At 38.2% G+C, this 23,150-nt stretch carries 22 protein-coding genes; 18 read left to right on the forward strand and 4 right to left on the reverse strand.

The window, feature by feature from the left end; all coding sequences use genetic code 11:
- Together BLR11_RS12075 and BLR11_RS12080 are read left to right on the forward strand one after the other, a co-directional pair.
- Positions 1-1,173, forward strand: a 1,173-nt coding sequence (locus BLR11_RS12075; RefSeq protein ID WP_245675164.1) for a thiamine pyrophosphate-dependent enzyme, incomplete at its 5' end; no start/stop codon positions are given.
- A gap of 34 nt (positions 1,174-1,207) precedes the next feature.
- Positions 1,208-2,083 carry an NAD(P)-dependent oxidoreductase gene (locus BLR11_RS12080; RefSeq protein ID WP_091652480.1) on the forward strand — a complete coding sequence of 292 codons (876 nt, stop codon included), beginning with the start codon at positions 1,208-1,210 and terminating at the stop codon, positions 2,081-2,083.
- Between the two features lie 258 nt (positions 2,084-2,341).
- Here BLR11_RS12080 and BLR11_RS12085 read toward each other — a convergent pair whose 3' ends face one another.
- Positions 2,342-3,529 carry an IS256 family transposase gene (locus BLR11_RS12085; RefSeq protein ID WP_091652524.1) on the reverse strand — a complete coding sequence of 396 codons (1,188 nt, stop codon included), beginning with the start codon at positions 3,527-3,529 and terminating at the stop codon, positions 2,342-2,344.
- A 137-nt stretch (positions 3,530-3,666) separates the two neighbouring features.
- Here BLR11_RS12085 and BLR11_RS14005 point away from each other — a divergent pair, with 137 nt between their 5' ends.
- Complete coding sequence (locus tag BLR11_RS14005; RefSeq protein WP_143006438.1) at positions 3,667-3,879, forward strand: hypothetical protein; 213 nt, start codon at positions 3,667-3,669, stop codon at positions 3,877-3,879.
- Between the two features lie 617 nt (positions 3,880-4,496).
- Here BLR11_RS14005 and BLR11_RS12095 read toward each other — a convergent pair.
- On the reverse strand, positions 4,497-4,697 hold the full coding sequence (locus BLR11_RS12095; RefSeq protein WP_176762979.1) for a helix-turn-helix domain-containing protein: 201 nt from the start codon (positions 4,695-4,697) through the stop codon (positions 4,497-4,499).
- A gap of 389 nt (positions 4,698-5,086) precedes the next feature.
- On the opposite strand from BLR11_RS12095, the gene BLR11_RS14380 reads away from it, so the two are divergent.
- The 5 genes from BLR11_RS14380 (at position 5,087) to BLR11_RS12115 (ending at position 13,077) form a co-directional block, all read left to right on the forward strand.
- Complete coding sequence (locus BLR11_RS14380) at positions 5,087-6,031, forward strand: hypothetical protein (protein ID WP_218118804.1); 945 nt, start codon at positions 5,087-5,089, stop codon at positions 6,029-6,031.
- A 2-nt stretch (positions 6,032-6,033) separates the two neighbouring features.
- Positions 6,034-7,074, forward strand: coding sequence for an Eco57I restriction-modification methylase domain-containing protein (locus BLR11_RS14385; protein ID WP_218118805.1), 1,041 nt, complete (start codon positions 6,034-6,036; stop codon positions 7,072-7,074).
- A 1-nt stretch (position 7,075) separates the two neighbouring features.
- Complete coding sequence (locus BLR11_RS12105; RefSeq protein ID WP_091652485.1) at positions 7,076-10,396, forward strand: DEAD/DEAH box helicase family protein; 3,321 nt, start codon at positions 7,076-7,078, stop codon at positions 10,394-10,396.
- A 193-nt stretch (positions 10,397-10,589) separates the two neighbouring features.
- Entirely contained in the window at positions 10,590-12,581 is a 1,992-nt protein-coding gene (locus BLR11_RS12110) for a DUF262 domain-containing protein (protein WP_091652488.1), read from the forward strand.
- A gap of 241 nt (positions 12,582-12,822) precedes the next feature.
- Positions 12,823-13,077: a hypothetical protein gene (locus BLR11_RS12115; protein ID WP_091652491.1), complete on the forward strand. Its 255-nt coding sequence runs from the start codon at positions 12,823-12,825 to the stop codon at positions 13,075-13,077.
- Positions 13,078-13,135: 58 nt separating this feature from the next.
- Here the strand turns inward: BLR11_RS12115 and BLR11_RS12120 are convergent, their stop codons facing one another.
- Positions 13,136-13,735 carry an IS3 family transposase gene (locus BLR11_RS12120; protein ID WP_281240854.1) on the reverse strand — a complete coding sequence of 200 codons (600 nt, stop codon included), beginning with the start codon at positions 13,733-13,735 and terminating at the stop codon, positions 13,136-13,138.
- Between the two features lie 55 nt (positions 13,736-13,790).
- On the opposite strand from BLR11_RS12120, the gene BLR11_RS12125 reads away from it, so the two are divergent.
- From BLR11_RS12125 to BLR11_RS14530, 3 genes are all read left to right on the forward strand, one after another.
- Positions 13,791-14,507, forward strand: coding sequence for a hypothetical protein (locus tag BLR11_RS12125; RefSeq protein WP_091652493.1), 717 nt, complete (start codon positions 13,791-13,793; stop codon positions 14,505-14,507).
- On the forward strand, positions 14,504-14,830 hold the full coding sequence (locus BLR11_RS12130; RefSeq protein WP_143006439.1) for an ImmA/IrrE family metallo-endopeptidase: 327 nt from the start codon (positions 14,504-14,506) through the stop codon (positions 14,828-14,830). Before BLR11_RS12125 ends, BLR11_RS12130 begins: the two co-directional genes overlap by 4 nt.
- Before the next feature lie 429 nt (positions 14,831-15,259).
- Positions 15,260-16,564, forward strand: coding sequence for an ATP-binding protein (locus BLR11_RS14530; RefSeq protein ID WP_091652501.1), 1,305 nt, complete (start codon positions 15,260-15,262; stop codon positions 16,562-16,564).
- A 51-nt stretch (positions 16,565-16,615) separates the two neighbouring features.
- On the opposite strand, the gene BLR11_RS14765 is transcribed toward BLR11_RS14530, so the two are convergent.
- Positions 16,616-16,762, reverse strand: a complete 147-nt coding sequence (locus tag BLR11_RS14765) for a transposase (RefSeq protein WP_218118807.1) — start codon at positions 16,760-16,762, stop codon at positions 16,616-16,618.
- 280 nt (positions 16,763-17,042) lie between these two features.
- Here BLR11_RS14765 and BLR11_RS12145 point away from each other — a divergent pair, with 280 nt between their 5' ends.
- The 7 genes from BLR11_RS12145 to BLR11_RS12175 form a co-directional block, all read left to right on the forward strand.
- Positions 17,043-17,624, forward strand: coding sequence for a phospholipase D family nuclease (locus BLR11_RS12145; protein WP_091652504.1), 582 nt, complete (start codon positions 17,043-17,045; stop codon positions 17,622-17,624).
- A 292-nt stretch (positions 17,625-17,916) separates the two neighbouring features.
- Positions 17,917-18,438 (forward strand): GNAT family N-acetyltransferase, encoded by a 522-nt coding sequence (locus BLR11_RS12150; RefSeq protein WP_218118808.1) that lies wholly within the window; start codon positions 17,917-17,919, stop codon positions 18,436-18,438.
- Between the two features lie 23 nt (positions 18,439-18,461).
- Positions 18,462-18,902 carry a MarR family winged helix-turn-helix transcriptional regulator gene (locus BLR11_RS12155; protein ID WP_091652507.1) on the forward strand — a complete coding sequence of 147 codons (441 nt, stop codon included), beginning with the start codon at positions 18,462-18,464 and terminating at the stop codon, positions 18,900-18,902.
- A gap of 27 nt (positions 18,903-18,929) precedes the next feature.
- A complete protein-coding gene (locus BLR11_RS12160; protein WP_091652511.1) occupies positions 18,930-19,304 on the forward strand; it encodes a helix-turn-helix domain-containing protein in 375 nt (124 codons plus the stop codon).
- Positions 19,305-19,337: 33 nt separating this feature from the next.
- Complete coding sequence (locus BLR11_RS12165) at positions 19,338-19,586, forward strand: hypothetical protein (RefSeq protein WP_091652514.1); 249 nt, start codon at positions 19,338-19,340, stop codon at positions 19,584-19,586.
- Positions 19,587-20,299: 713 nt separating this feature from the next.
- On the forward strand, positions 20,300-21,604 hold the full coding sequence (locus BLR11_RS14535; RefSeq protein ID WP_091652517.1) for an ATP-binding protein: 1,305 nt from the start codon (positions 20,300-20,302) through the stop codon (positions 21,602-21,604).
- Between the two features lie 435 nt (positions 21,605-22,039).
- Positions 22,040-23,150 (forward strand): IS256 family transposase (locus BLR11_RS12175; protein ID WP_091652519.1); only part of this gene is annotated, 1,111 nt, incomplete at its 3' end.

The following is a 23,150-nucleotide window of genomic DNA, read 5'->3' on the forward strand; positions in this document are numbered from 1 at the left end:
ACCGGCTTGGATAAATTTAGTGTTAAAGGAAGTCAATTTAATAAACCGTTGCTGGAATTTTCCGGAGCTTGTGCGGGTTGTGGAGAAACACCCTATATGAAACTGCTGACTCAGCTTTTTGGATCACGGATGTTTGTTGCGAATGCAACCGGCTGTACGCAAGCCTGGGGATCAGCACTTCCTTGTATTCCTTATACGACGGATAATAACGGACACGGACCGGCTTGGTCTAATTCATTATTTGAAGATAATGCTGAATTTGCGATGGGGATGTATTTATCTCTAGCACAGCAGCGGGAAGCCATTGCCGAACGAGCGAAAGCACTGCTGCCATTGGTAGAGGGAGAATTAAAGGAAGCGGTGCAGCATTGGATCGATTCTTTGGGAATTCAGAATGAAGGAGAAGTAACCAGTGCTATCAGCAGGAAATTTATTAATGTGCTGAAACAGACACCATTAAATGGAAAAGCAGCAGAACTTAAGGAATACCTATTGGCGCATGAAGAACATATTGCCAAAAAGACGATTTGGATGTATGGCGGCGACGGCTGGGCGTACGATATCGGTTATGGCGGATTAGATCATGTCATGGCAACCGATGCCAATGTCAATATACTCCTTGTTGATACAGAAGTGTATTCCAATACAGGAGGACAGTCTTCGAAAGCCACTCCGATAGGAGCTGTAGCTCAATTTTCAGCTGCGGGCCGCCGGTATAATAAAAAAGATTTAGGACGCCTTCTCATGACATACGGACACATTTACGTGGCACAAGTAGCTCTTGGTGCTAACCCGGCACAGCTTATTAAGGCAATTAAAGAAGCAGAAGCCTATAATGGTCCGGCGATTGTTATTGCGTATGCACCGTGTATCAACCACGGACTGTCGAAAGGCATGGGCTTTTCGCAGATGGAAATGAAGAAGGCGGTTGATTGTGGATATTGGCATCTGTATCGGTATAATCCGGAACGTATAAAAGAAGGAAAAAATCCGTTTACTCTTGATTCTAAAGAACCGACCGAATCTTTCCGAGAATTTCTTATGGGTGAAACACGATATGCGGCTTTAACTCGTACGTTCCCGGAAGCAGCAGAAGAACTTTTTGCTAAAGCGGAAGCAAATGCTAAGCAGAAGTATGCTATTTATAAACGAATGGCTGATGAACAAGTATAATTTTAATATGTAAATGAGAAAGAAGATGTTTATAATGAAAATTGGTTTCCTTGGCATGGGTGTAATGGGATTTCCTATGGTAAAAAATATTGTAAATAAATGTGGGTTAGCTGTTATGGGATATGATGTAGTTCAAACAAAAAAAAAATTATTTGCTGAAGTTGGGGGTATTCCTGTAAATGATCCAATAGAAATTTATAAACAATGTGACGTAATTTTGCAAATATTACCGACACATCCTAGTATCATTAACTCAATTGAACACGCAATTCAATACGGTAAACCGGGTAATATTATTATTGATTGTTCTTCTACCGCGCCTGATATTATTATTGATTTATATAAGAAAGCTAAAAACGCTGGCATGTACCTATTGGATGCTCCTGTTAGTGGGGGAAATCCCATGGCAATTTCTGGAACGCTGGCTATTATGTGTGGTGGAGATAAGGAAGCTTTTGATAAAGTAAAACACATATTGCAATGTATGGGAAACCCTATATACACGGGAAGTAGCGGTTCTGGTGATGTAACAAAATTAGTAAATAATACTATTGGGGGAGCCATGCTTAGTGCGATGGCTGAAGGCTATGCCTTTGCGGCAAAAGCAGGATTAGATTTGAAAACGACCTTTGATGCAACTCATTGTGGCTTTATTGGAGGTCCGATGTATGATAATAAGGTTCCGAAGATCATTAAACGTGATTATGAACCGGGGGCTCGTATTGCTGTTCATAGAAAAGATATTCTTAATGCTAAACGCTATGCACATAAATTGGGAATTGATTTACCAATGACTAATGTGACTTTACAAATTATGGATTGGATGAATGATAATGGATATATTGATTATGATCAAGCGGCGTTAGTTAAATATTTTGAAGAAAAGATGAACGTCAAAGTGGGTGAATAAGAGTAAACGTCTCGTTTTTCAGCGTTGCCATAAACGCAAATGAAAGAAACTGTAACAAAATAGTTCTCAAAAAAATTCCGTTGGAAACTGAAAATGTTTTCAACGGAATTTTTTGTAGTGGTGTACCCGGCATGGGTGTAGTCTAACGGGTAAAAGGACCAGAAAATTTTAAGCAACTATAGAAAGGAAGTTCGTACGATGACAACAGAAGATAGTGTCAAGTTATGTTCGCAAAAACCACCAATCTCCCAATAGAGGTTAAGCAATTTTTGATAAGAGAATTTCCGTAATAATTTTGGGATTCATGTAGGAACGACCACTAGACCAATCTTCACTGTATTCCATGAGATAACTTGTCACTAATCGGACGTACGAATCCATGCTGGGAAATATTCCAACGACCTTCGTGCGACGGCGTATTTCTTTGTTGAGCCGTTCCAATAAATTTGTTGAGGATATTTTCCTAGCATCTATTTCTTGAAAACTAAAAAATTGAAGAGAATCTTCTAAGCCATCCTCTAATGTCAAAATGGCTCGTGGATATTGCGCTTCATAGTCATTCATCAGTTCGTTTGCATATTTCTGAGCACTTTCGTAGTCTGGCTGCAGCCAGATTTGTTTGAGTTTTTCCGCAAATGCCTTCTTGTTTTTATCAGAAACATACGCCAGTATATTACGCATAAAATGAACTTTGCAGCGTTGCCAAGAGCAGCCAATAAAGGCTTCTCGGGCCGCTTTCACTAACCCTTTTTGTGCATCCGATACCACCAAACATACCTGTTCTACTCCCCGTTCTTTTAATCGATCAAATACACGAGTATAGGTAGTGGCAGATTCTTCGCACATCGGTTCTACCGCTAAAATATCCCGTTTTCCCTCTGTCGTAATGCCGGTGACCACGATAACAGCCATGTTTTTGACTTGTTGGGTATCCCGAATTCGCTCGTATAACGCATCTACCCAAAGGACCGGATAGATGGAATCTAATGGACGGTTTCGAAAGGCGTCTACTTGTTTATTCAGTTCTTTCGTAATGACGGAAACTTGCCCTCGTGAAATGGATTCTATGCCCAGACTTTTTGCTAATTTATCGATTTTTCGAGTGGAAACACCATTCACATACGCTTCTTGGATTACGTTCATGAGCGCAGCTTCCGAACGCTTTTTCGATTCTACAAAGAAGGGGATGTATCCGCCGTTCCTGATTTTGGGAACCATCAAATATATCGTTCCCATTCTTGTGTCGAAACGGCGAACGCGGTAGCCTGATCGGTATCCTTGACGTTCCTTGTTTCGTTCTGATTTTTCGGCACAAAGTTTACTATTCACTTCGGCCTCCATCAGTCGTTCACAAAGCCATTTCAGCATAGACTGCATGGGGTCTTCTTCTGATATAAATTTTAATAGCATTTTTTCAAAAGATACGGTAGAATTTAGGTAAGCCATCATTTTTTCACTCCTTATTGGTTTGCTCGTTACTTACCTTTTCGGAGTTTTGATGGCTTTTTCCTTTTTTTACTTTTGCGAACTTAATTGTACTCTATCCAACAGAACCCTAAAAGAACTGTCCGCAAACAGCTAGCATGGAACGTGGAAGATATGTGGGAGCGCCGAGTACTGTCTCTCCAAATGACAGAGAAAGAAATCGCCAGCGAGATGAAAATAATCGTCATGAAAAGGCAATTTTAGGGCTTCAAATCAGAGGAATACTCCTACATTATCAGGATAAAAGGTATGCTGACCCAGTAGAGTTTTTTGCCAGAACCTACATGACAGAAGGAAAAGTATCGGTATAATTTTTTGACCTAACTCTATAAAACATAATTAGTTTATCTATTGGTAAACAACTTGATAACAGTGTGTAAACTAGGTAAATATGTTTGCTCCTTACTTGCGCCTTATAGTTTTATGATTATACTACATTGGTGTAATTACCCAATAATTTGTTTTTCAAACAAGAGTGGTGGTTATGCCGATTTCTTTACTTTGGAAATATGCTGATTTATACTTAATGGCGTTCGTAATGAGAGGGTCGTTGGTTCAAATCCGATAAGTGGCTCCCTAGTAAATAACAAGGTTTTCGGTTAATCCGGAAACCTTGTTTTTGCGTTTTTGGTAAAAAGCACCTTATTCTGCACCTTAAAAATCATATGAATCATATGTTTTTAATAATTTCGCTCTGGGTATTACTGTAGTATTTCAATTTACATTTTAAACTAAATGGCTTTGTTCACGGACATATTGGATGACTCCTTCCTTTGGGATTTTCCATATGCGATTCTGCCGGAAACACTTTATTTTACCGGAGGTTAATAGCGGGTAAGTTGCATTTTTTATTATTACTATGTTAGGTAAATATAAAATAGTATGTATAGATATAAAAAGTATTTTAATAGCAATAAATTTGCAGTAATCAAATCAAACCTTTATAAAGTTTGATGGATCGTAGATACTTTTCCAAGGCGGATACTTGGATTTTCCATGCTTTGCCGGACTTACACGTAGGCAATTCTCCCGAGTGGATCAGCTTGTACACTGTTAAGCTGATCCACTGTAATAAACAGGCAACTTCAGATACATGTAACACAACCTTTTCTATTTTAAGCACTTCCATGATGAACCCCTCTTTTCTTTCGTGATTTATCATGATGTTAGTTGTTTTCTTGCTATAAAGGTTATTTTTGAATTATAGGTATATTTTTTACGGTATGTATAGTAATACAATAGCAATTTTAGAAAGAAAGCAGTACAATAAAATTGTAATTTATTTATAAAATTCGAGAGTGTTTGGGATAGCAGTACAACTATAGTAACACGGACATAGCACCTAAACGGTACCGTATAATTTGATCATTATTTTATTAAATAGAAACAGTGGACATGATATAACATACTGTATACCACTGAGCAAAGATTTAGTATTTACTTAAATATGTTTTTAAATATTTTAGTTATATTACGAACAGTGAGGTTATCTCTGTTATATTTATTGGAGGCACAACATTGGAAACATATGAGCTCAATAAGATTGTAAATTTTGAAACATATCCGGTTTGCAATATGTTGAGACTATTGTTAATAGATAAAACGACAAAGCGGAACATTATCTGGGCGACAAAGTCCTATGAATATTTAGGTGATAAATATTCTGAAAAAAAACATTTAACGGAAGAAGCTATATTGGGGATTGATCCAGTCGATTTGCAACCAAGAGTAAGCAAATCGTTATCACAGCAGGAGGAGCGGACGAGGAAGAAGGCAGAGGTTTTTACACCTTCTTGGATATGCAACAAGATGAATAATCATTGTGATGCGGAATGGTTTGGCAGAGAAGGCGTCTTTAATACCGAAATCGAACAAAATTGGATCGTAAATCCTGAAACAATACATTTTGATGACAAGCATACTTGGAATAAGTATGTTGATTCCAAGCGGCTTGAGATTACGTGCGGGGAAGCGCCGTATATTGTATCACGATATGATGCCGCAACAGGTGAACGGATCCCCATCTATCGCCGTATCGGGATTCTGGATCGTAAACTCCGTGTGGTGGGCGAGAATACGGATACGGAGGTCGATTGGCTGAAATGGGTTATTCGCGCGTATCAGAGTGTTTATGGTTACGAATTTCAGGGGGACAATCTTCTGATAGCACGGATCAATCTACTGGTCACATTCGTCGATTATATGCAGGATAAGTGGAATCGGGTCCCCACAGAAACCGAGCTGAAAAAGCTTACGAACATCATCTGTTGGAACTTGTGGCAAATGGATGGCCTCACTGGAACTATACCGTACGGGAAGCTTGCAGAATCCCAGTATCAGATATCGTTGTTTGATTTTGTGATAGACGAAATGAAATCCGAGGATATGGCCGTTGATTGCCGGATTTTTAATTGGCGTTCGAAAGAGTCAATAACATATAACAGTATGAAAAGAGGTACGTGATAATGAAATTTGATTTTGCAATTGGAAATCCACCGTATCAAGATGAAAGTAATGGCGATATGCGAAATTATGCTCCACCTGTATATAATTTATTTCTTGATGAAGCTTATAAAGTTGCAAATACTGTTGAAATGATTCATCCTGCAAGATTTTTATTTAATGCAGGTTCTACTCCGAGAAATTGGAATGAAAAAATGCTTCAAGATCCGCATCTGAATGTTCCATACTATGAATCTGATAGTAACAAAATATTCCCAGGATTATCAACACCTATCAAAGGTGGTATAGCTATTACATATAGGGATAACCATAAAAATTTTGGGGCAATTAAGACATTTTCACAGTTTCCGGAATTGAATACTATTCTTCATAAAGTAATAGATGACAATTCGTTTCAATCAATCAGTGATATTGTATATTCCAGAACATCATATAGATTAACGGACACAATGCATCATGATTATCCAAATGCAATTAAAAAATTAAGTAATGGACATGCGTATGATATGTCATCGAATATATTTCAGCGTTTGCCAGAAATATTTTTAGCTAATCTGCCAAATGATGAGAAAAAATACATTGGTGTTATGGGACGTGAAAATAATCAGAGAACTTTGAAATATATACGAAAAGATTATGTGAATGATGTTGATAATCTTTTTAATTACAAGGTTTTGATTGCTCAGGCTACTGGCCGCGGAATATTTGGTGAAACTATAAGTGTACCTATTATTGCTGAGCCTGGTATTGCTTCAACGGAAACATTTATTAGCATAGGAAAGTTTGATAAAAAGAAATATTCGAAAGCACTTGTTGAATATATCAAAACAAAATTTTTAAGGGCATTACTCGGTGTACTTAAAGTAACTCAGAATGGCAATAAGCCTGTCTGGAAATGTGTTCCCATTCAAGATTTTACGGATACATCAGACATTGATTGGTCCAAACCAATTCCTGAGATTGATCAACAGCTTTATAAAAAATATGGTCTTTCTGATGATGAAATACATTTTATTGAAGCAAATGTGAAGGAGATGGCATAGCATGAATATCACTATTAACACGGTAAAAAAAGTAACACCGATGATATATGCCTATACAACTCCTGAAATTGTTCGTCATGCCGGTTGGACAAAGATAGGTTACACCGAACAGGATGTTGATACGCGTATCAAACAACAGACACATACCGCTGATATCCGGTATCACTTGGAATGGAAAGGGAATGCTGTTTTTGATGACGGTTCTGCCGAAACATTTACCGATAAAGATTTCCATGCCTATATGCGTAAAGCCGGCATCAAGAGTGAGTCTAAAACGGAATGGTTTCATCTGACAGGACCGGAATCACGAACCATGTTTTATGATTTCCGTGCTGACCACGGTATTTTGCTTGCAAATAATGTGGTTATTCCGTACAAACTCCGCGATGAACAAGAAAAAGCTGTTGAAATGACTATGAATTACGAAAAATCACATAAAAACGGCGAGTTCTTATGGAATGCAAAGCCTCGCTTCGGCAAGACGCTGTCTGTGTATGATTTTTGCAAAAAAATTAATGCCACGACCGTTCTGATTGTCACGAACCGGCCTGCCATTGCAAATTCATGGTACTCTGATTATGTGCGTTTTTTAGGAACTGATTCTGGCTATCTGTTTGTGAGTGAAGTGGATGCGTTGAAGGGTAAGGCTGGTGTTCTTACCCGTGATGAATACATGGAAATGTTACTAAGAGCAGATAATAAGAAAGTAAAGTGTATAGAGTTCGTTAGTCTGCAGGACTTGAAAGGATCCGTATATTTTGGTGGTATTCTTCCGAAATTGGCGGAAATCAGTGATGATCCGCAAAAAGGTCTTACATGGGATGTTCTTGTTGTTGATGAAGCCCATGAAGGTGTTGATACATACAAAACAGATATCGCATTTGACCATATCAAGCGCAAATTTACGCTTCACTTGTCCGGGACACCGTTTAAAGCCCTTGCAAATAATAAATTCGACGATGATGCGATCTTCAATTGGACGTATGCCGATGAGCAGAAAAGAAAACATGAGTGGGATGACGATCAGGATGAAGAGAATCCATATGCTGTACTGCCTCAGTTAAATCTGTACACGTATCAGATGTCTGATATCGTGATGGATGAACTTCAGCAGGGTGTTGAAATCAACGGCGAGACAGAAGAGTATGCATTCGATTTGAACGAGTTCTTTAGCACGAACAATGGTCGATTCGTTCATGATAGTTCTGTTGATAAGTTTCTGGATGCGCTGACACTTGGAAAAAAGTTTCCGTTTTCCACTCCAGAACTTCGTGCTGAATTAAAGCATACATTATGGTTGTTGGACCGTGTTGAAAGTGCTAAAATGCTCGCAAATAAACTGAGGAACCATCCAGTATTTAAAGAGTATGAAATTATTCTTGCCGCTGGTGACGGACGTATTGATGATGCGAACGAAACGAGAAAGTCATATGATAAAGTCGTTAATGCTATCAAAATACATGACAAGACTATCACGCTGTCCGTCGGGCAGCTTACGACAGGCGTTACTATTCCTGAATGGACCGCCGTTTTAATGTTGAGTAATGTCAAAAGTCCGGCATTATACATGCAGTCTGCTTTCCGTGCGCAGAATCCATGCTTATTTTCCGACGGGACAACATTTCGTCGAAAGAAAAATGCATACTTGTTTGATTTTGACCCGGCGAGAACGCTCATCATTTTTGAGGAGTTCGCAAACGACCTGTCTGTGAATACTGCCGCAGGTCATGGTGATATCGAAACCAGGAAAGAGAATATTAAGACACTTCTTAATTTCTTCCCTGTCATTGGCGAGGACGAGAACGGAGAGCTGATTGAATTAGATGCGGAGAAGGTTCTTACGATTCCACGCAAGATCAAATCGAAAGAAGTGGTCCGCCGTGGATTCATGAGCAATTTCTTGTTTCAGAATATTTCGAACATCTTCGGGGCTCCGCAAGCTGTTCTTGATATTATCAAGAACTTGACACCGGTTCAGGAACCGAAGAAGAATGTAAAGCTTTCACCGGAAGTTGCAGAGGCGCTTTCTCTTGATGAGGATGGCAACGTGGCACTGGATGATGAATATGTCATTGGTGTTGCAACCGATATATTTGGCGGAAAAATTTATGATGCGACGAAAGCCGTTCAGGATGCGCTGCAGGATGTAGCATTAGAACATAACACCGACAATGACACATTGAGTAAGCTGAAAAACATAATTCACGAAACAACAGTAAAAACCCTTGTGGATACTGCACAGGCGAAGTATGGTTCTGATATGCATCTGTCTGATAGAAGGCAACTTGAATCGAGACTGAACAATGCATCTGACAAAATGTTGGGGGAAAAATTCGGTAATTATCAAGTCGAACAAAATGTGATTGAGCAGAAGCGTTCTGAAGAATTGCAAAAACGCCATGAGAGCGGTAAAACGACGGCTGAAATCAATAAAGAATTCAATAAAAGACAGGAAGAAGCAACAACTAAGTTCCGTGATGACTTGGGTACTGCCGTTGATGATTTTGTCAAGAAATCGAGTAGGAACGTAGTTGAGACGGTTGAGAGAAAGAAAAATGAACGAGAGAGAGATGAGATTGAAGAAGGAGTCAGAGATCATCTAAGAGGATTTTCTCGTACTATTCCATCTTTTCTGATGGCTTACGGAAATGATACAGTCACATTGGCAACGTTCGATACAGTTGTTCCAGGGCAGGTGTTTCAAGAAGTTACGAGTATCACGCTTGACCAATTTAAGTTCTTGCGGGACGGTGGCGACTACAAAGATTTGGAGACTGGGGAAGAAAAACATTTCAGTGGGAAACTGTTTGATTCCATTGTTTTTGATGATTCTGTGAAAGAGTTTCTTGCCTTAAAGAAAAAACTTGCCGATTATTTTGATGAGAAATCTGTTGAGGATATATTTGACTATATTCCGCCGCAGAAGACAAACCAGATTTTTACGCCGAAAATCGTGGTCAAGAAAATGGTAGATATGCTTGAAAAGGAAAATCCGGGATGCTTTGACCAGTCGGACAAGACATTTATTGATTTGTACATGAAATCTGGTCTGTATATCACGGAAATTGTGAAACGCCTGTATCAGAGTTTTGAAATGAAAAAGTTATATCCTGATAAAGAAGAACGACTAAAGCATATTTTCGAAAAACAGGTCTATGGCTTGGCTCCGACGGAAATTATTTACAAAATTGCGACCAGTTACATTTTGGGATTCGATAACGATGTAATTATCAAAAAACACAACTTCAAACAAATTGACGCATTGCCGTATGCAAAGGATGGAACGCTGCAGAAAAAATTGGATGAACTGTTTGGAAAATAATCGTGGTTAATAAGCGCTTGTATAAATGAAATCATTAGAACACAGGCTTAATAACATAATTATTACATGGTTAAAGGTTATTCTTTAAATAAAAATTGGATGGTGTTTTATAACTGCAGTATTGACTAGTGTTTCCTAAAATAATAATAGTTATGTTATTATTCTAGGATTATGTTTGAAAGGGGATTTCAAAATGCGGGCATTTGATAATCATCTATTAGAATTGTTATCGAGTCATAACGTAACTTTTTTTATTTCTCCATATCAAAGAAATTATGAATGGGATAAGGAACAATGTGAAGTTTTTTTGCACGATATATTTGAAACAACAAGAGCTAATAGACAGGAGAAAAATACGGAACATTTTTTTGGAACTGTTACCTATTTTCAAGCTGAATCATCTGCATGGGGACAACCTGCGACTCTTGTGTTGATTGATGGGCAACAGCGTATTACTACAACGATGCTTTTTCTAATTGCTTTAAGAGATACCATTACTGATAATACCGTTGCTGATAGTATAGAGTCAGATTTTTTAAAAAATAAAAAAGCATCTGATAATTCAGAATATAAAATTAAGTTAAAACAGGTTGAATCAGATTGGGCTATTTATTGTGATATTATTCTTCAAAATGAAATACCGGAAAAGAAAAAATTATCGGCAGTATATAGAAATTATGCGTATTTTTGCAGAGAATTAACCAGATTAAAAGAAACCAATAATTTAAATCTTACTGACTTAATTAATTTGGGATTAATGAAATTTTCTGTTGTAACAATTGAATTAGAACCAATACGAAATAAATGGGAAAATCCACAGGAAATCTTTGAATCTATGAATTCACTTGGTAAACCATTATCATTGGCAGACTTGGTTCGTAATTATCTATTGCTTGGTAAAACGCCGGCGAAACAAAATACTCTTTATAAAAAATACTGGATGCAAATAGAAGAGCAATTACCTAACCAGACATCAAATTTTATTCGTGATTATATGCAGTTAAAAGGAAATAAATCATTTAAACAAGCTACAGAAAAAAACTATAAGGAACTTTATGCTAACTTTAAAGAATTATTTAAGAATACAGAAATGGAAGTCCTGCTTTCAGAATTAAGTGAATATTCTTTTATTTATTCTTGTATAGTTCTTGGAACGGATTGTGGAAGTAAAGGAATTAATCATCAAATTGCGGATATAAAAACTATTGGTGCTACTACTACTTATTCTTTCATTATGGAACTCATACATCGTTGGAAACAGAAAAAATTTACCGACAAGGATTTATCAGATATTCTTGATGTTTTTATTATTTATCTTATTCGTAGAAGAATTGTTTCTCTTACAATGGCAGAAAATAAAGTATTTCCAACGCTTATTAGTAAAATAGATGATTTAGAAAAAGCTCTTGATAAGAAAAATTCCACATTTAACATTTTTGCGAAACAAGAAAATAGTCTTCGGTTACCTAATGATGTGGAAATGAAACGAATTATGCAATCTATGAACTTTTATAATTTCCGCCTTGCTAAATTTTTATTCTCTCTTGTTGAAGAAAAAATTACAAAGGCAAGACCTAATAAGAATGATTCAAATTTGCAGGTTGAACATATAATGCCACAAACCTTGGATAAAGCTGGAAAATGGCAAATAGATCTTGGCACAGATTATGAGAATATACATCAAGAGTATATTAATAATATCGGCAATCTTACGTTGATTAGACAAAATCAGGAATTGGGTAATAAATCTTTTCCTGCAAAGAAAGTTATTTATGAAAATAATGCTGGTTTGCAAATTGCGAAAACTAAAATTACAGATCAAGCATATTGGAATAAAGAAAGTATTATTAATCGTCAAAATTGGATCATTGATTATATTTTATCCAACATACTACCTATTCCAGATAAAATGCGTAGGACTAATAACTTTGTCATATCAGGTGGGAAACGTCTTTCTTTTTTGGAATTGCAGATTATTGGACAAAATATTAATTATATTAGCGATAAATCTATTGTAGCAAAGATCGTAGATGATAAAAAAGTCGAATATGAAGGAACAGAATGGTTTTTAACAACTTTAACGCGAGAAATAGAAACGAGAAAGGGAACGGTTAATGCTTCTGGTGCTTATCAAGGGGCACAATATTGGGAGTATGATGGTGTAAAACTAGCCGATATTATATAATTTTAATCGTAAAATAATCTACCTAGATCAAATGTATGATGTCATTGTTTTACCAACTTTACTCTTCAATGTAATCAAGGAATGGTAAAATTGATTATTGGAAAAATAAATAACGTATCAAAGTGTGCAATCTAAGTACTACGAATTTCTCACTTTAATTTATGCTAAATCATGAACATGAAACTATTACAGGACACAGCAAGCGCAGTGTATCATAAGTGCATGAATCTATAAAAGGGAAATGAGTCATTATGAAAGAATAACAATATTAAAAGCGACACAAAAAAATGCTGAAGATTTTATTAACATATTGTCTAATACAGAAGAAAAGAGCAATCTTGCATTACAATCATTGCAACATAGGCGATTTTTATCAGATGATGATGCTATAGACATTTACAATGTTGGTAAACCGTTTTTTAAAGAAGCTTATGAACAATTTGAAAAAAACTTAATGATCAGCCTAGTAAATCAGTGGTCCTATGTCAAGATTTAGTACAAAATAAAATGAGAAATGTATCCTCGGTTTAACTTGCCAACGATGTATCTTTTTTCTAACATTGCTGATACAATTTTTCGTATTCGTCTGGCGACATGTAATCGCAGTGACTGTGAATTCGTACTGTATTGTAAAATGTTTCCAGATATTCGAACACTAACGTATATGCATGTTGATAATCACGAATCCGGAACCGATTCAGCCATTCCCGTTTAATCAACGAATGAAAAGACTCAATGCAGGCATTATCCCAAGGGAAAGCTTTTTTTGAATAACTGCGTTGCATGTTTTTCGTAGCTCGTATGTACTCCCGCGAAACGTAAGCGCCGCCGCGATCTGAATGAATTACCAACGGTTGGTCTAATGTACGTCTTGCTTTTGCCTTGTTTATGGTATTTACAACACAAGAAACATCCATGGTCGTTGTTACATTCCATGCAATGATCTTGCGAGAGAACAAATCCATCACACTGGTCAGATAAACAAAACCAGTTACTGTCCAAATATATGTGATATCACTGCACCAAACGGCATTGGGTCGTACTGGATTAAAGTCTTGTTGCAATATGTTTTGTAAGGCATCGCTGAAATCAGAATCTTTTGTAGTCACCACATATGGTTTCACCCATTGTGCTCGTATTCCCATGTCTTTCATATACTTGCCAAAGATATAAAATATTGTGTGAAGGTAAATAGGAGATCATATGCTCATGATACATAATAGCCTAAGTGAGAAAAAAATCATAAAAATTGTTGGAAAGTTAGAAGTCAGAAAACTTATGCCAGGTTCACATCTTTATAAACGGTTTTCAGGGAAGTCTATTGGAGATGCAGCTAAAGTATTTGCCACACATTATAGTGATGAGGCAAGAGAAAAACCAGCATTGGCATTAATGGCAGTTATTTTGTCAATACATAGAAATTATACGAAAGTTGTAGAGCCTAGAACGGATAAAATAAGAAAAACAAATTTTGGAACATTTGCAGATTTAAGGGATAAAACAAAAGATATCAATACGTTCTCTGCCTTTTGTGAAATGAGAGCCACAGAGAAGTATAAAATTATTGTACGTATACTTGATGTTATTGATCAACTAAAAGAACGTGTAAAAGAGACAAGTGATTTTGAAATTCTTCATCAATGGGCAATGACTGGGGATTATAAAAATTATAAAAGCGATAGTATTGGTGGGATACATGGTATTGGTCTAGCAACTTTTCAACATTTGCGGATGAATTTTGGTGCGGACACAGTAAAACCGGATCAACGGGTTAAGGAAGTATTGAAGAGAGAATTTGAGTTACAATTATCTAATGATATTGCAAATATAGAGGCAGTTGAATATATAGCAAAGGTAACAAACCAATCTGCGTTATATATGGATCAGGTTTTTGTTAATTATGGTTCTGGCTATTATATAAAGTGATGATGCGTGAACTTAATATGTGTATGGCTGACTCTATACCTTCTTTTCCTATAGATCCATTTAAAATGATGCGGGACTTTGGTCTCGTTTATCAATTTATGAATTTAAAAAAATTAGAGGGTATTTATTTAATTTCAGAAAATAAAAATGATATAGCTGTTGCTGGTATTAATTATAATAGGCCTATTACTAGAAGAAGATTCACAGCAGCACATGAATTATGTCATCATTTAAGCCAGATAAAAAAAAAAGAACTCGGAATTGATATGGAAGATATTAACCTAGTGAGACAATCGATAGATTCATATGAGTTTTTTCTATAGAGAGAATAATCTGGTTTGGTACCAATTCAAAAACGATTTCATATACAATGAAAATCGTATAGATGGAGTAAAGCTTGATAATGATTTTGTTGCTAAAATTGTAACTGATTTGCGCTTTAATAAACAAGACGGTGAGTATTGTAATTCTGTTACAGGCCCTTTTCTAACTACAAAAAATGCCTCTCCGAAAAAGGAGAGGTAAAGCGAAACGGATTACAGAGTGCTGCACGACGGATTCCAGGAAGTGGTTTGCCAAGCTGCCGGAAAGTATTTTATCGCGTAAAAATGGCTATGGGTGTGTAAGTATCAAATATTTGTATAGTACATTATATATTCGTCGTAAAAAGTGTCATTTATTTCCCTAATATCATTGATATTTTTGATTTTCTGCGCTATACTGTACTCACGTTATCATGTGGAGATGAGTGTATGTACCGATTTGCTATTGAAAAACTCTATAAATGGAAAAAAAGCAAGTGTCGTAAGCCGCTGATCATCGAAGGAGCACGTCAGGTCGGCAAGACCTGGCTGATGAAAGAATTCGGTTCCAAGGCGTATGCGAATACCGTATATATCAACTTCGACTCTAATTCAAGGATGGCGGAGCTGTTCGCGTCTGACCTGAACACTGACCGACTTATCATGGGGTTGGAGCTTTACGCCGGTCACAAGATCGACGCCGAAAACACGCTGCTGATTTTTGACGAAGTGCAGGAAGTGCCAAGGGCGCTTTCCTCTCTTAAATATTTTTATGAGAACGCACCGCAGTATCATATTATCTGCGCAGGTTCGTTGTTGGGTATTGCTCTCCACGGCGGAACCTCTTTCCCCGTGGGTAAGGTAGACTTTCTCAAGCTCTATCCGCTTTCTTTCCGGGAATTCCTGATGGCGACCGGCAACGGGCGATTCACTGAGCTACTGGACAAGCAGGATTACGAGATGGTCACCTCCTTCAAGCAGACCTACATCGACGCACTTAAGCACTATTATTTCGTGGGCGGTATGCCAGAGGCCGTGCAGCACTTCGCTGAGAACAAGGACTTTAATGAGGCTCGGGAGATACAGAAGCACATTTTGGCGGCGTATGAGCAGGATTTTTCCAAGCATGCGCCCTATGAGATCGTGCCGAAGATCCGTATGATATGGAACAGCATTCCCTCTCAGCTGGCAAAGGAAAACAAGAAATTTATTTACGGTCTCGTCCGCGAGGGCGGTCGTGCGAAGGAATACGAGACAGCGATCATGTGGCTCACCGATTGCGGGTTGGTGCACAAGGTCAGCCGGGTCAACGCCGCCGGAATTCCGCTGAAAGCCTACGAAGACCTGCGGGCATTCAAGCTGTATATCGTGGACGTGGGGCTATTGGGTTGTATGACTGGACTTAGGCAGCGCACATTGCTGGACGGCAATGACCTGTTCACCGAATTCAAAGGTGCGCTGACCGAGCAATATGTCTGTCAGCAGCTCAAAACCATTGAGGATTTGGGCGTCTATTATTTCACCAACGACCGGGGTTCCTGTGAGGTGGATTTTGTCATCGACACCGGCGAAAAGGTCATCCCGGTGGAAGTCAAAGCCGAGGTCAATCTCAAAGCCAAAAGCCTGCGGGTGTATAAGGATAAATTTAATCCAGAAATCTCCGTCCGTACGTCCATGGCAGATTACAAAAAGGAAGATTGGCTGGTAAACTTGTCACTGTATGCGGTAGAAGAGATAGATCGTGTTGTTTTATAGAAAAATCAGTTTTATGTCACATGTTGGGGTGACACCATGGCAAGCCATAAGTTAGAGGAACATGCACAATGGGATGTTCCTCTTTTTTGTTGTGCAGCAGCATTCTATAAATAATATGCGGTTTCGAAAGCGCGAGAAATTACGAATGCCAAAGCAAACCCGTTTTAATACGTTTATTTTGTTATTATGCCTTTCCATAAAAGGGTGACCTCCTACTCGATCATTATAGGATCCATTTTTTATGTGAGTGTTGATTTATAGGACTATGGTATCTTGCTGCGCGTTAATACGGGTAAGAAAAATTTTTACTAGTGTACTTTGATTTATGTGTAATATTATTTTCTCCTATAAATGAATGTATACATGGTAAAATGATTGCATTGCAATAGCAATTTTAGGATGAAAGCAGTACAATACATTTATACTGCTTACTATGTTGACGAGTTTATGCCTATGTTAGGCAAGGGGAATTATAATAATGAAAAAAAGAAAAATTTTTATATTGGTGGCTGTTTGTATATTTATATCAGGAATAATTATTGGTTGTACTTCGGCAAAAGTAGCGTCTATAGCTTTGCCGAAGGCAATCAGTGTGCCACATACAGTTCCTGCCGCAGGAACTATTGAAGTAGCATTTAGTCCGAATGGAAACGCCACAAGTACTGTTATTAAGGCTATTAATGAGGCTAAAAACAGCATTCGAGTACAAGCATATATTTTCACTTCTGAGCCCATTGCTAAGGCGCTTCTTGATGCGCAAAAACGAGGTGTTACCGTGCAAGTTATCCTTGATAAGAGTCAACTGACAGAGAAATATTCCTCTGCAACTTTTTTTAAAAACAACAATATTTCAACAAAAATTGATTCAGATTTTCAGATTGCACATAGTAAAGTCATGATTATTGATAACAGTACAATTATTACAGGTTCCTTTAATTTTACTAAATCTGCCGAAAAAAATAACTCTGAAAATGTTTTGGTTATACGAGGAAATAAAGAATTAGCGAAGCTTTATATCGAAGATTGGGAATGGCGATGGGCTAATACGAAATCGTTATAAATGCAATTTAAATTGGGGCTGATTAATAAAATTTTTACAGGTATTGTGGGCATTATCGATGTCTTTTTGATAGTGTTGGCATTTGTAATGAAACGTGTCCTGTAACCGATTTTGAGTCAAACGGATTTCGGTTAGTTTCGTCATATAGAGGTTCAATATGTACTTATAATTGCGCAATAAAACAGTTGCAATAAACAACTAAATAAAGTATTATACAGGAGAACGATGAAAACATAAGCGAGGTACCTGAGGGGGTAAATTTTATATCGTAACGTAAATGGGGGATGGGAATATGCATACGTATGTTACAAAAAGAAAATTGATTTACAGTGTAGAACCGATGCGAGTAACTGATTGGGAGAAAGTGCAATGGATTTATGCAGACGGTTTGAAAACAGGTATATCCACGTTTCAAACAGAAGTACCGACATGGCAGGATTGGAATCAAGGACATCTTCCGCTATGCCGCCTGACAGCACGGTGTGATCAGGATATATTAGGATGGGTGGCCTTAAGTCCTACGTCGAGCAGACCATGTTATCAAGGGGTAGTGGAAGTTAGTCTTTATGTTGGGGCGGCGTATAGAGGGCAGGGTGTAGGGGAAGCTCTTTTGACTCATGAAATAATCCAGTCTGAAAAGAATGGAATTTGGATGTTATATTGTTCTATTATCAGAGAAAATAAAGGAAGCATTACCTTAACTGAAAAATGTGGATTCCGAAAAATTGGCATTAGAGAAAAAATAGCTAAATTGAATACGGTATGGCATGATACGGTTCTTATGGAGCGTAGAAGTAAAATAGTTGGATTTTAGCATGAGTGTGAGGGGATACCTATATGAAAGAAAATATAAGTAGTGTGTATTTTAGAGAGTTGTTTCGTGTTTTGGTCAGAAAACTGGGAATTTTGGAAAGAGAAAATGCCGTGTGTTGTAATATTACGCTATCACAATGTCATGCCATTGTAGAAGTAGGAAGAGTTCCTGACATATCTTTGAACGATTTAGCATCGGCGCTTGATTTGAATAAAAGTACAGTAAGCCGTATTGTAGACCAACTTGCAGAAAAAAATATATTAATCCGAAAAACAGATAGGGAAGATCGCAGATATATAGCATTACATTTAAGTGAAGAGGGAAATATTTTATTTAATACGATAGAAACGTATATGAATGCATATTTTCAGAAGGTATTGCGAGCAATTCCCGCAGATAAACGGGTACAGGTCATTGAAAGCTTGCAAATTTTGCAGCGGGCACTGGATAAAAATCATTGTTAGTAATCATGCTGACAGGGGGCAGATGGTATGAATCATGATACAAAAAAATCAGACGCAGATACGGTTGCATGGAGAGATGTTGTTCGTGAAAAATATGCTAAGGCAATAGTGGGGCCGCACCGGGTATGCTGCGGTGATTCTAAAAATACGATCACGAGCGGGTTGTATTCGGCACAAGAAATTCAAGGATTGCCGCAGGACATGATAACTGCCTCTTTAGTGGCGATAGAAGCTGGCAAACGTAATATTTCTGCTGAAGAGTTGGATTTGTTTTCTAAGTTGTATGGTGTCGGCGTAGATGAATTACTTCATGGAAATGTATCTCATCAAGGTAGAGTTGCAATGTTTGCTAGATCATTTTCTGCGTTATCTGACATTGATCAGCAGGAAATAATAATCTGATTGATTTTAAACACAGATACAAAGAGCGCATGAATGGATAAAACCATGTGTGATATTTATCAGCAGGGAATGAATGCGGAAGCATTTGCTGATGAAGTTTTAAAGACATATTTTAAAAATGAAATACCCTCTTTTCCTATAGATCCATTTAAAATGATGCGGGACTTTGGTGTCGTTTATCAGTTTATGAATTTAAAAAAATTAGAGGGTATTTATTTAATTCCAGAAAATAACAGAGTACCATTGAAACGTATGCTGAGGGATTTGCAGCGACCTTGTTAATGCCTTTATCTGCATTAGAGCGGGAAGCAGAGCAATATAAAAATGATGGTACAGTTGATTTGAATGCAGCATTTTACCTTTCTATTTAATTTGGGGTAAGTTTTAGAGTATGTGCCAATAGATTAGCTTATTCGTTACATCTTTTGACATTTACATCAAATACAGATTTAGATCGGAGAATTTCATTATTTAAGCCGGATAAGAAAAAAAGAACTCGGAATTGATGTGGAAGATATTAACTTAGTGAGACAATCGATAGATTCATACGAGTTTTTTTCTGTAGAGAGAATAATTTGGTTTGGTACCAATTCAAAAACGATTTCATATACAATGAAAATCGTATGTAGGGAGTAAAGCTTGATGATGATTTTGTTGCTGGAATTGTAACTGATTTGTGCTTTAATAAACAAGACAGTGAGTATTGTAATTCTGTTACAGTCCCTTTTCTAACTACAAAAAATGCCTCTCCGAAAAAGGAGGGGTAAATCGAAACGGATTACAGAGTGTTGCACGACGGATTCCAGAAATTGGCTCGCCAAGCTGCCAGAAAGTATTCTATCGCGTAAAAATGGCTATGGCGTGTGCAAACGCCGAATATTTGTATAGTACATTATATATTCATCGTAAAAAGTGTTATTTATTTCCCTAATATCATTGATATTTTTGATTTTCTGCGCTATACTGTACTCACGTTATCATGTGGAGATGAGTGTATGTACCGATTTGCTATTGAAAAACTCTATAAATGGAAAAAAAGCAAGTGTCGTAAGCCGCTGATCATCGAAGGGGCGCGTCAGGTCGGCAAGACCTGGCTGATGAAAGAATTCGGTTCCAAGGCGTATGCGAATACCGTATATATCAACTTCGACTCTAATTCAAGGATGGCGGAGCTGTTCGCATCTGACCTGAACACGGATCGCCTTATCATGGGGCTGGAGCTTTACGCCGGTCACAAGATCGACGCCGAAAGCACGCTGCTGATTTTTGACGAAGTGCAGGAAGTGCCAAGGGCGCTTTCCTCTCTTAAATATTTTTATGAGAACGCACCGCAGTATCATATTATCTGCGCAGGTTCGTTGTTGGGTATTGCTCTCCACGGCGGAACCTCTTTCCCCGTGGGTAAGGTAGACTTTCTCAAGCTCTATCCGCTTTCTTTTCGGGAATTCCTGATGGCGACCGGCAACGAGCGATTCACTGAACTACTGGACAAGCAGGATTACGAGATGATCACCTCCTTCAAGCAGACCTACATCGACGCACTTAAGCACTATTATTTCGTGGGCGGTATGCCAGAGGCCGTGCAGCACTTCGCCGAGAACAAGGACTTCAATGAGGCTCGGGAGATACAGAAGCACATTTTGGCGGCGTATGAGCAGGATTTTTCCAAGCACGCGCCCTATGAGATCGTGCCGAAGATCCGTATGATATGGAACAGCATTCCCTCTCAGCTGGCAAAGGAAAACAAGAAATTTATTTACGGTCTTGTCCGCGAGGGCGGTCGTGCGAAGGAATACGAGACAGCGATCATGTGGCTCACCGATTGCGGATTGGTGCACAAGGTCAGCCGGGTCAACGCCGCCGGAATCCCTCTCAAAGCCTACGAAGACCTGCGGGCATTCAAGCTGTATATCGTGGACGTGGGGCTATTGGGTTGTATGACTGGACTTAGGCAGCGCACATTGCTGGACGGCAATGACCTGTTCACCGAATTCAAAGGTGCGCTGACCGAGCAATATGTCTGTCAGCAGCTCAAAACTATTGAGGATTTGGGCGTCTATTATTTCACCAACGACCGGGGTTCCTGTGAGGTGGATTTTGTCATCGACACCGGCGAAAAGGTCATCCCGGTGGAAGTCAAAGCCGAGGTCAATCTCAAAGCTAAAAGCCTGCGGGTGTATAAGGATAAATTTAATCCAGAAATCTCCGTCCGTACGTCAATGGCGGATTACAAAAAAGAAGATTGGCTGGTAAACTTGTCACTGTATGCGGTGGAAAAGATAGATCGTGTTGTTTTATAGAAAAATCGCATGTAAAAGAACATTTTGGAGGAGAAAGAAGCGATGAGTAAAAAACGGAAGTTAGATAAAATGTATATTAATTTGGCAAAATACTGTACGTAATACTGAGAGCGAGGATAATACAACCGAGGTTGAAAATAATAAAAAAATAGAATCATTAAAACAAATTTTGTTCGAGTTAAATAAAAACTTTAAGTTCTATTATGCAACCTACTTCTTTTTTCATCAAGAGACGCCAAGTAGCGAAAAACTGATGCAAGCGGTAAAAACATAATTGCAATACGCGATGATGCAGGGATGGATGAAGAGACTTTTAATCAGTATGCAAACAAACGTAAAAGAATGAAAATAGTCAACACTTTAAGGGCAATCCCAAATTTTGTGTAAACCTTCGTGTGGTGTAAAATAAAATTACATCATACGGAGGTTTTTATTATGGTAAAAAGAAAACGCAGTCTAGAAGAAAGGGAACGTCGTGCCAAAATTCGTGAATTGTTGCAAATGAGCAACATCACCAGCATGGATGATATCCAAAATTTATTCAAAGATACGATTGCCGAATTTATGGAAAACGGATTGGATGCTGAACTGGATGATGAATTAGGGTACAGCAAATATGACTACAAGAACAAAGATACAAGCAACAGTCGCAATGGGCATAGTCCTAAGACACTGCGCACCAGCTTCGGAAATGTGGACATTGCGGTTCCTCGAGACCGCAACGGAGACTTTGATCCGATGATCCTGAAAAAGAATCAAACCAGTATCAGCCACGACGTAGAAGAAAAGATTATATCGATGTATGCTAAGGGCATGACGACTCGTGATATGGAAGCACATATTCAGGATATGTATGGATTAGAGGTATCGGATACCACCATCAGCCGTATTACGGATAAAATACTTCCCGTTGCCAAAGAATGGCAACAACGGCCATTGGAAAATCTGTATGCTGTTGTATTTTTGGATGCGATTCATTACCATGTCCGCAGTAAAGAACAAATCATCAAGAAAGCAGTGTATATTGCCATTGGCATCAATCTAGAAAACCGAAAAGAGGTACTCGACATGTGGGTGGGTGAAAATGAGAGCGCCAAATTCCGGGCGACTATTCTCAATGGCATCAAACATCGTGGGGTAGACGATATTTTGATTGCGTGTACCGACAACCTGACGGAATTTTCCCAAGCCATCGAAGCCGTTTATCCACAAACAGGAATCCAGAATTGCATTCTCCATCAGATCCGGAATTCGACAAAATATGTATCGTACAAAGACATCAAAGCGTTGATGCACGATTTAAAAGCTATTTATGCCGCAGTGGATGAACCGGCAGCGTTAGAAGCTCTGGAGCATTTTTCCGAAGCTTGGGATACTAAATATCCATCCATTACGTTATCTTGGAGATCAAACTGGGCAAATTTAAGTCCTTATTTTAAGTATCCAGAGGAACTACGCCGCCTGATTTATACTACCAATGCCATCGAAGGATTTAACCGGCAGCTACGAAAAGTGACAAAAGCAAAGTCTGTATTCCCAACGGATG

The sequence above is a fragment of the Megasphaera paucivorans genome (assembly GCF_900103535.1).
In the GTDB taxonomy this organism is placed as follows: Bacteria; Bacillota; Negativicutes; order Veillonellales; family Megasphaeraceae; genus Megasphaera_A; species Megasphaera_A paucivorans.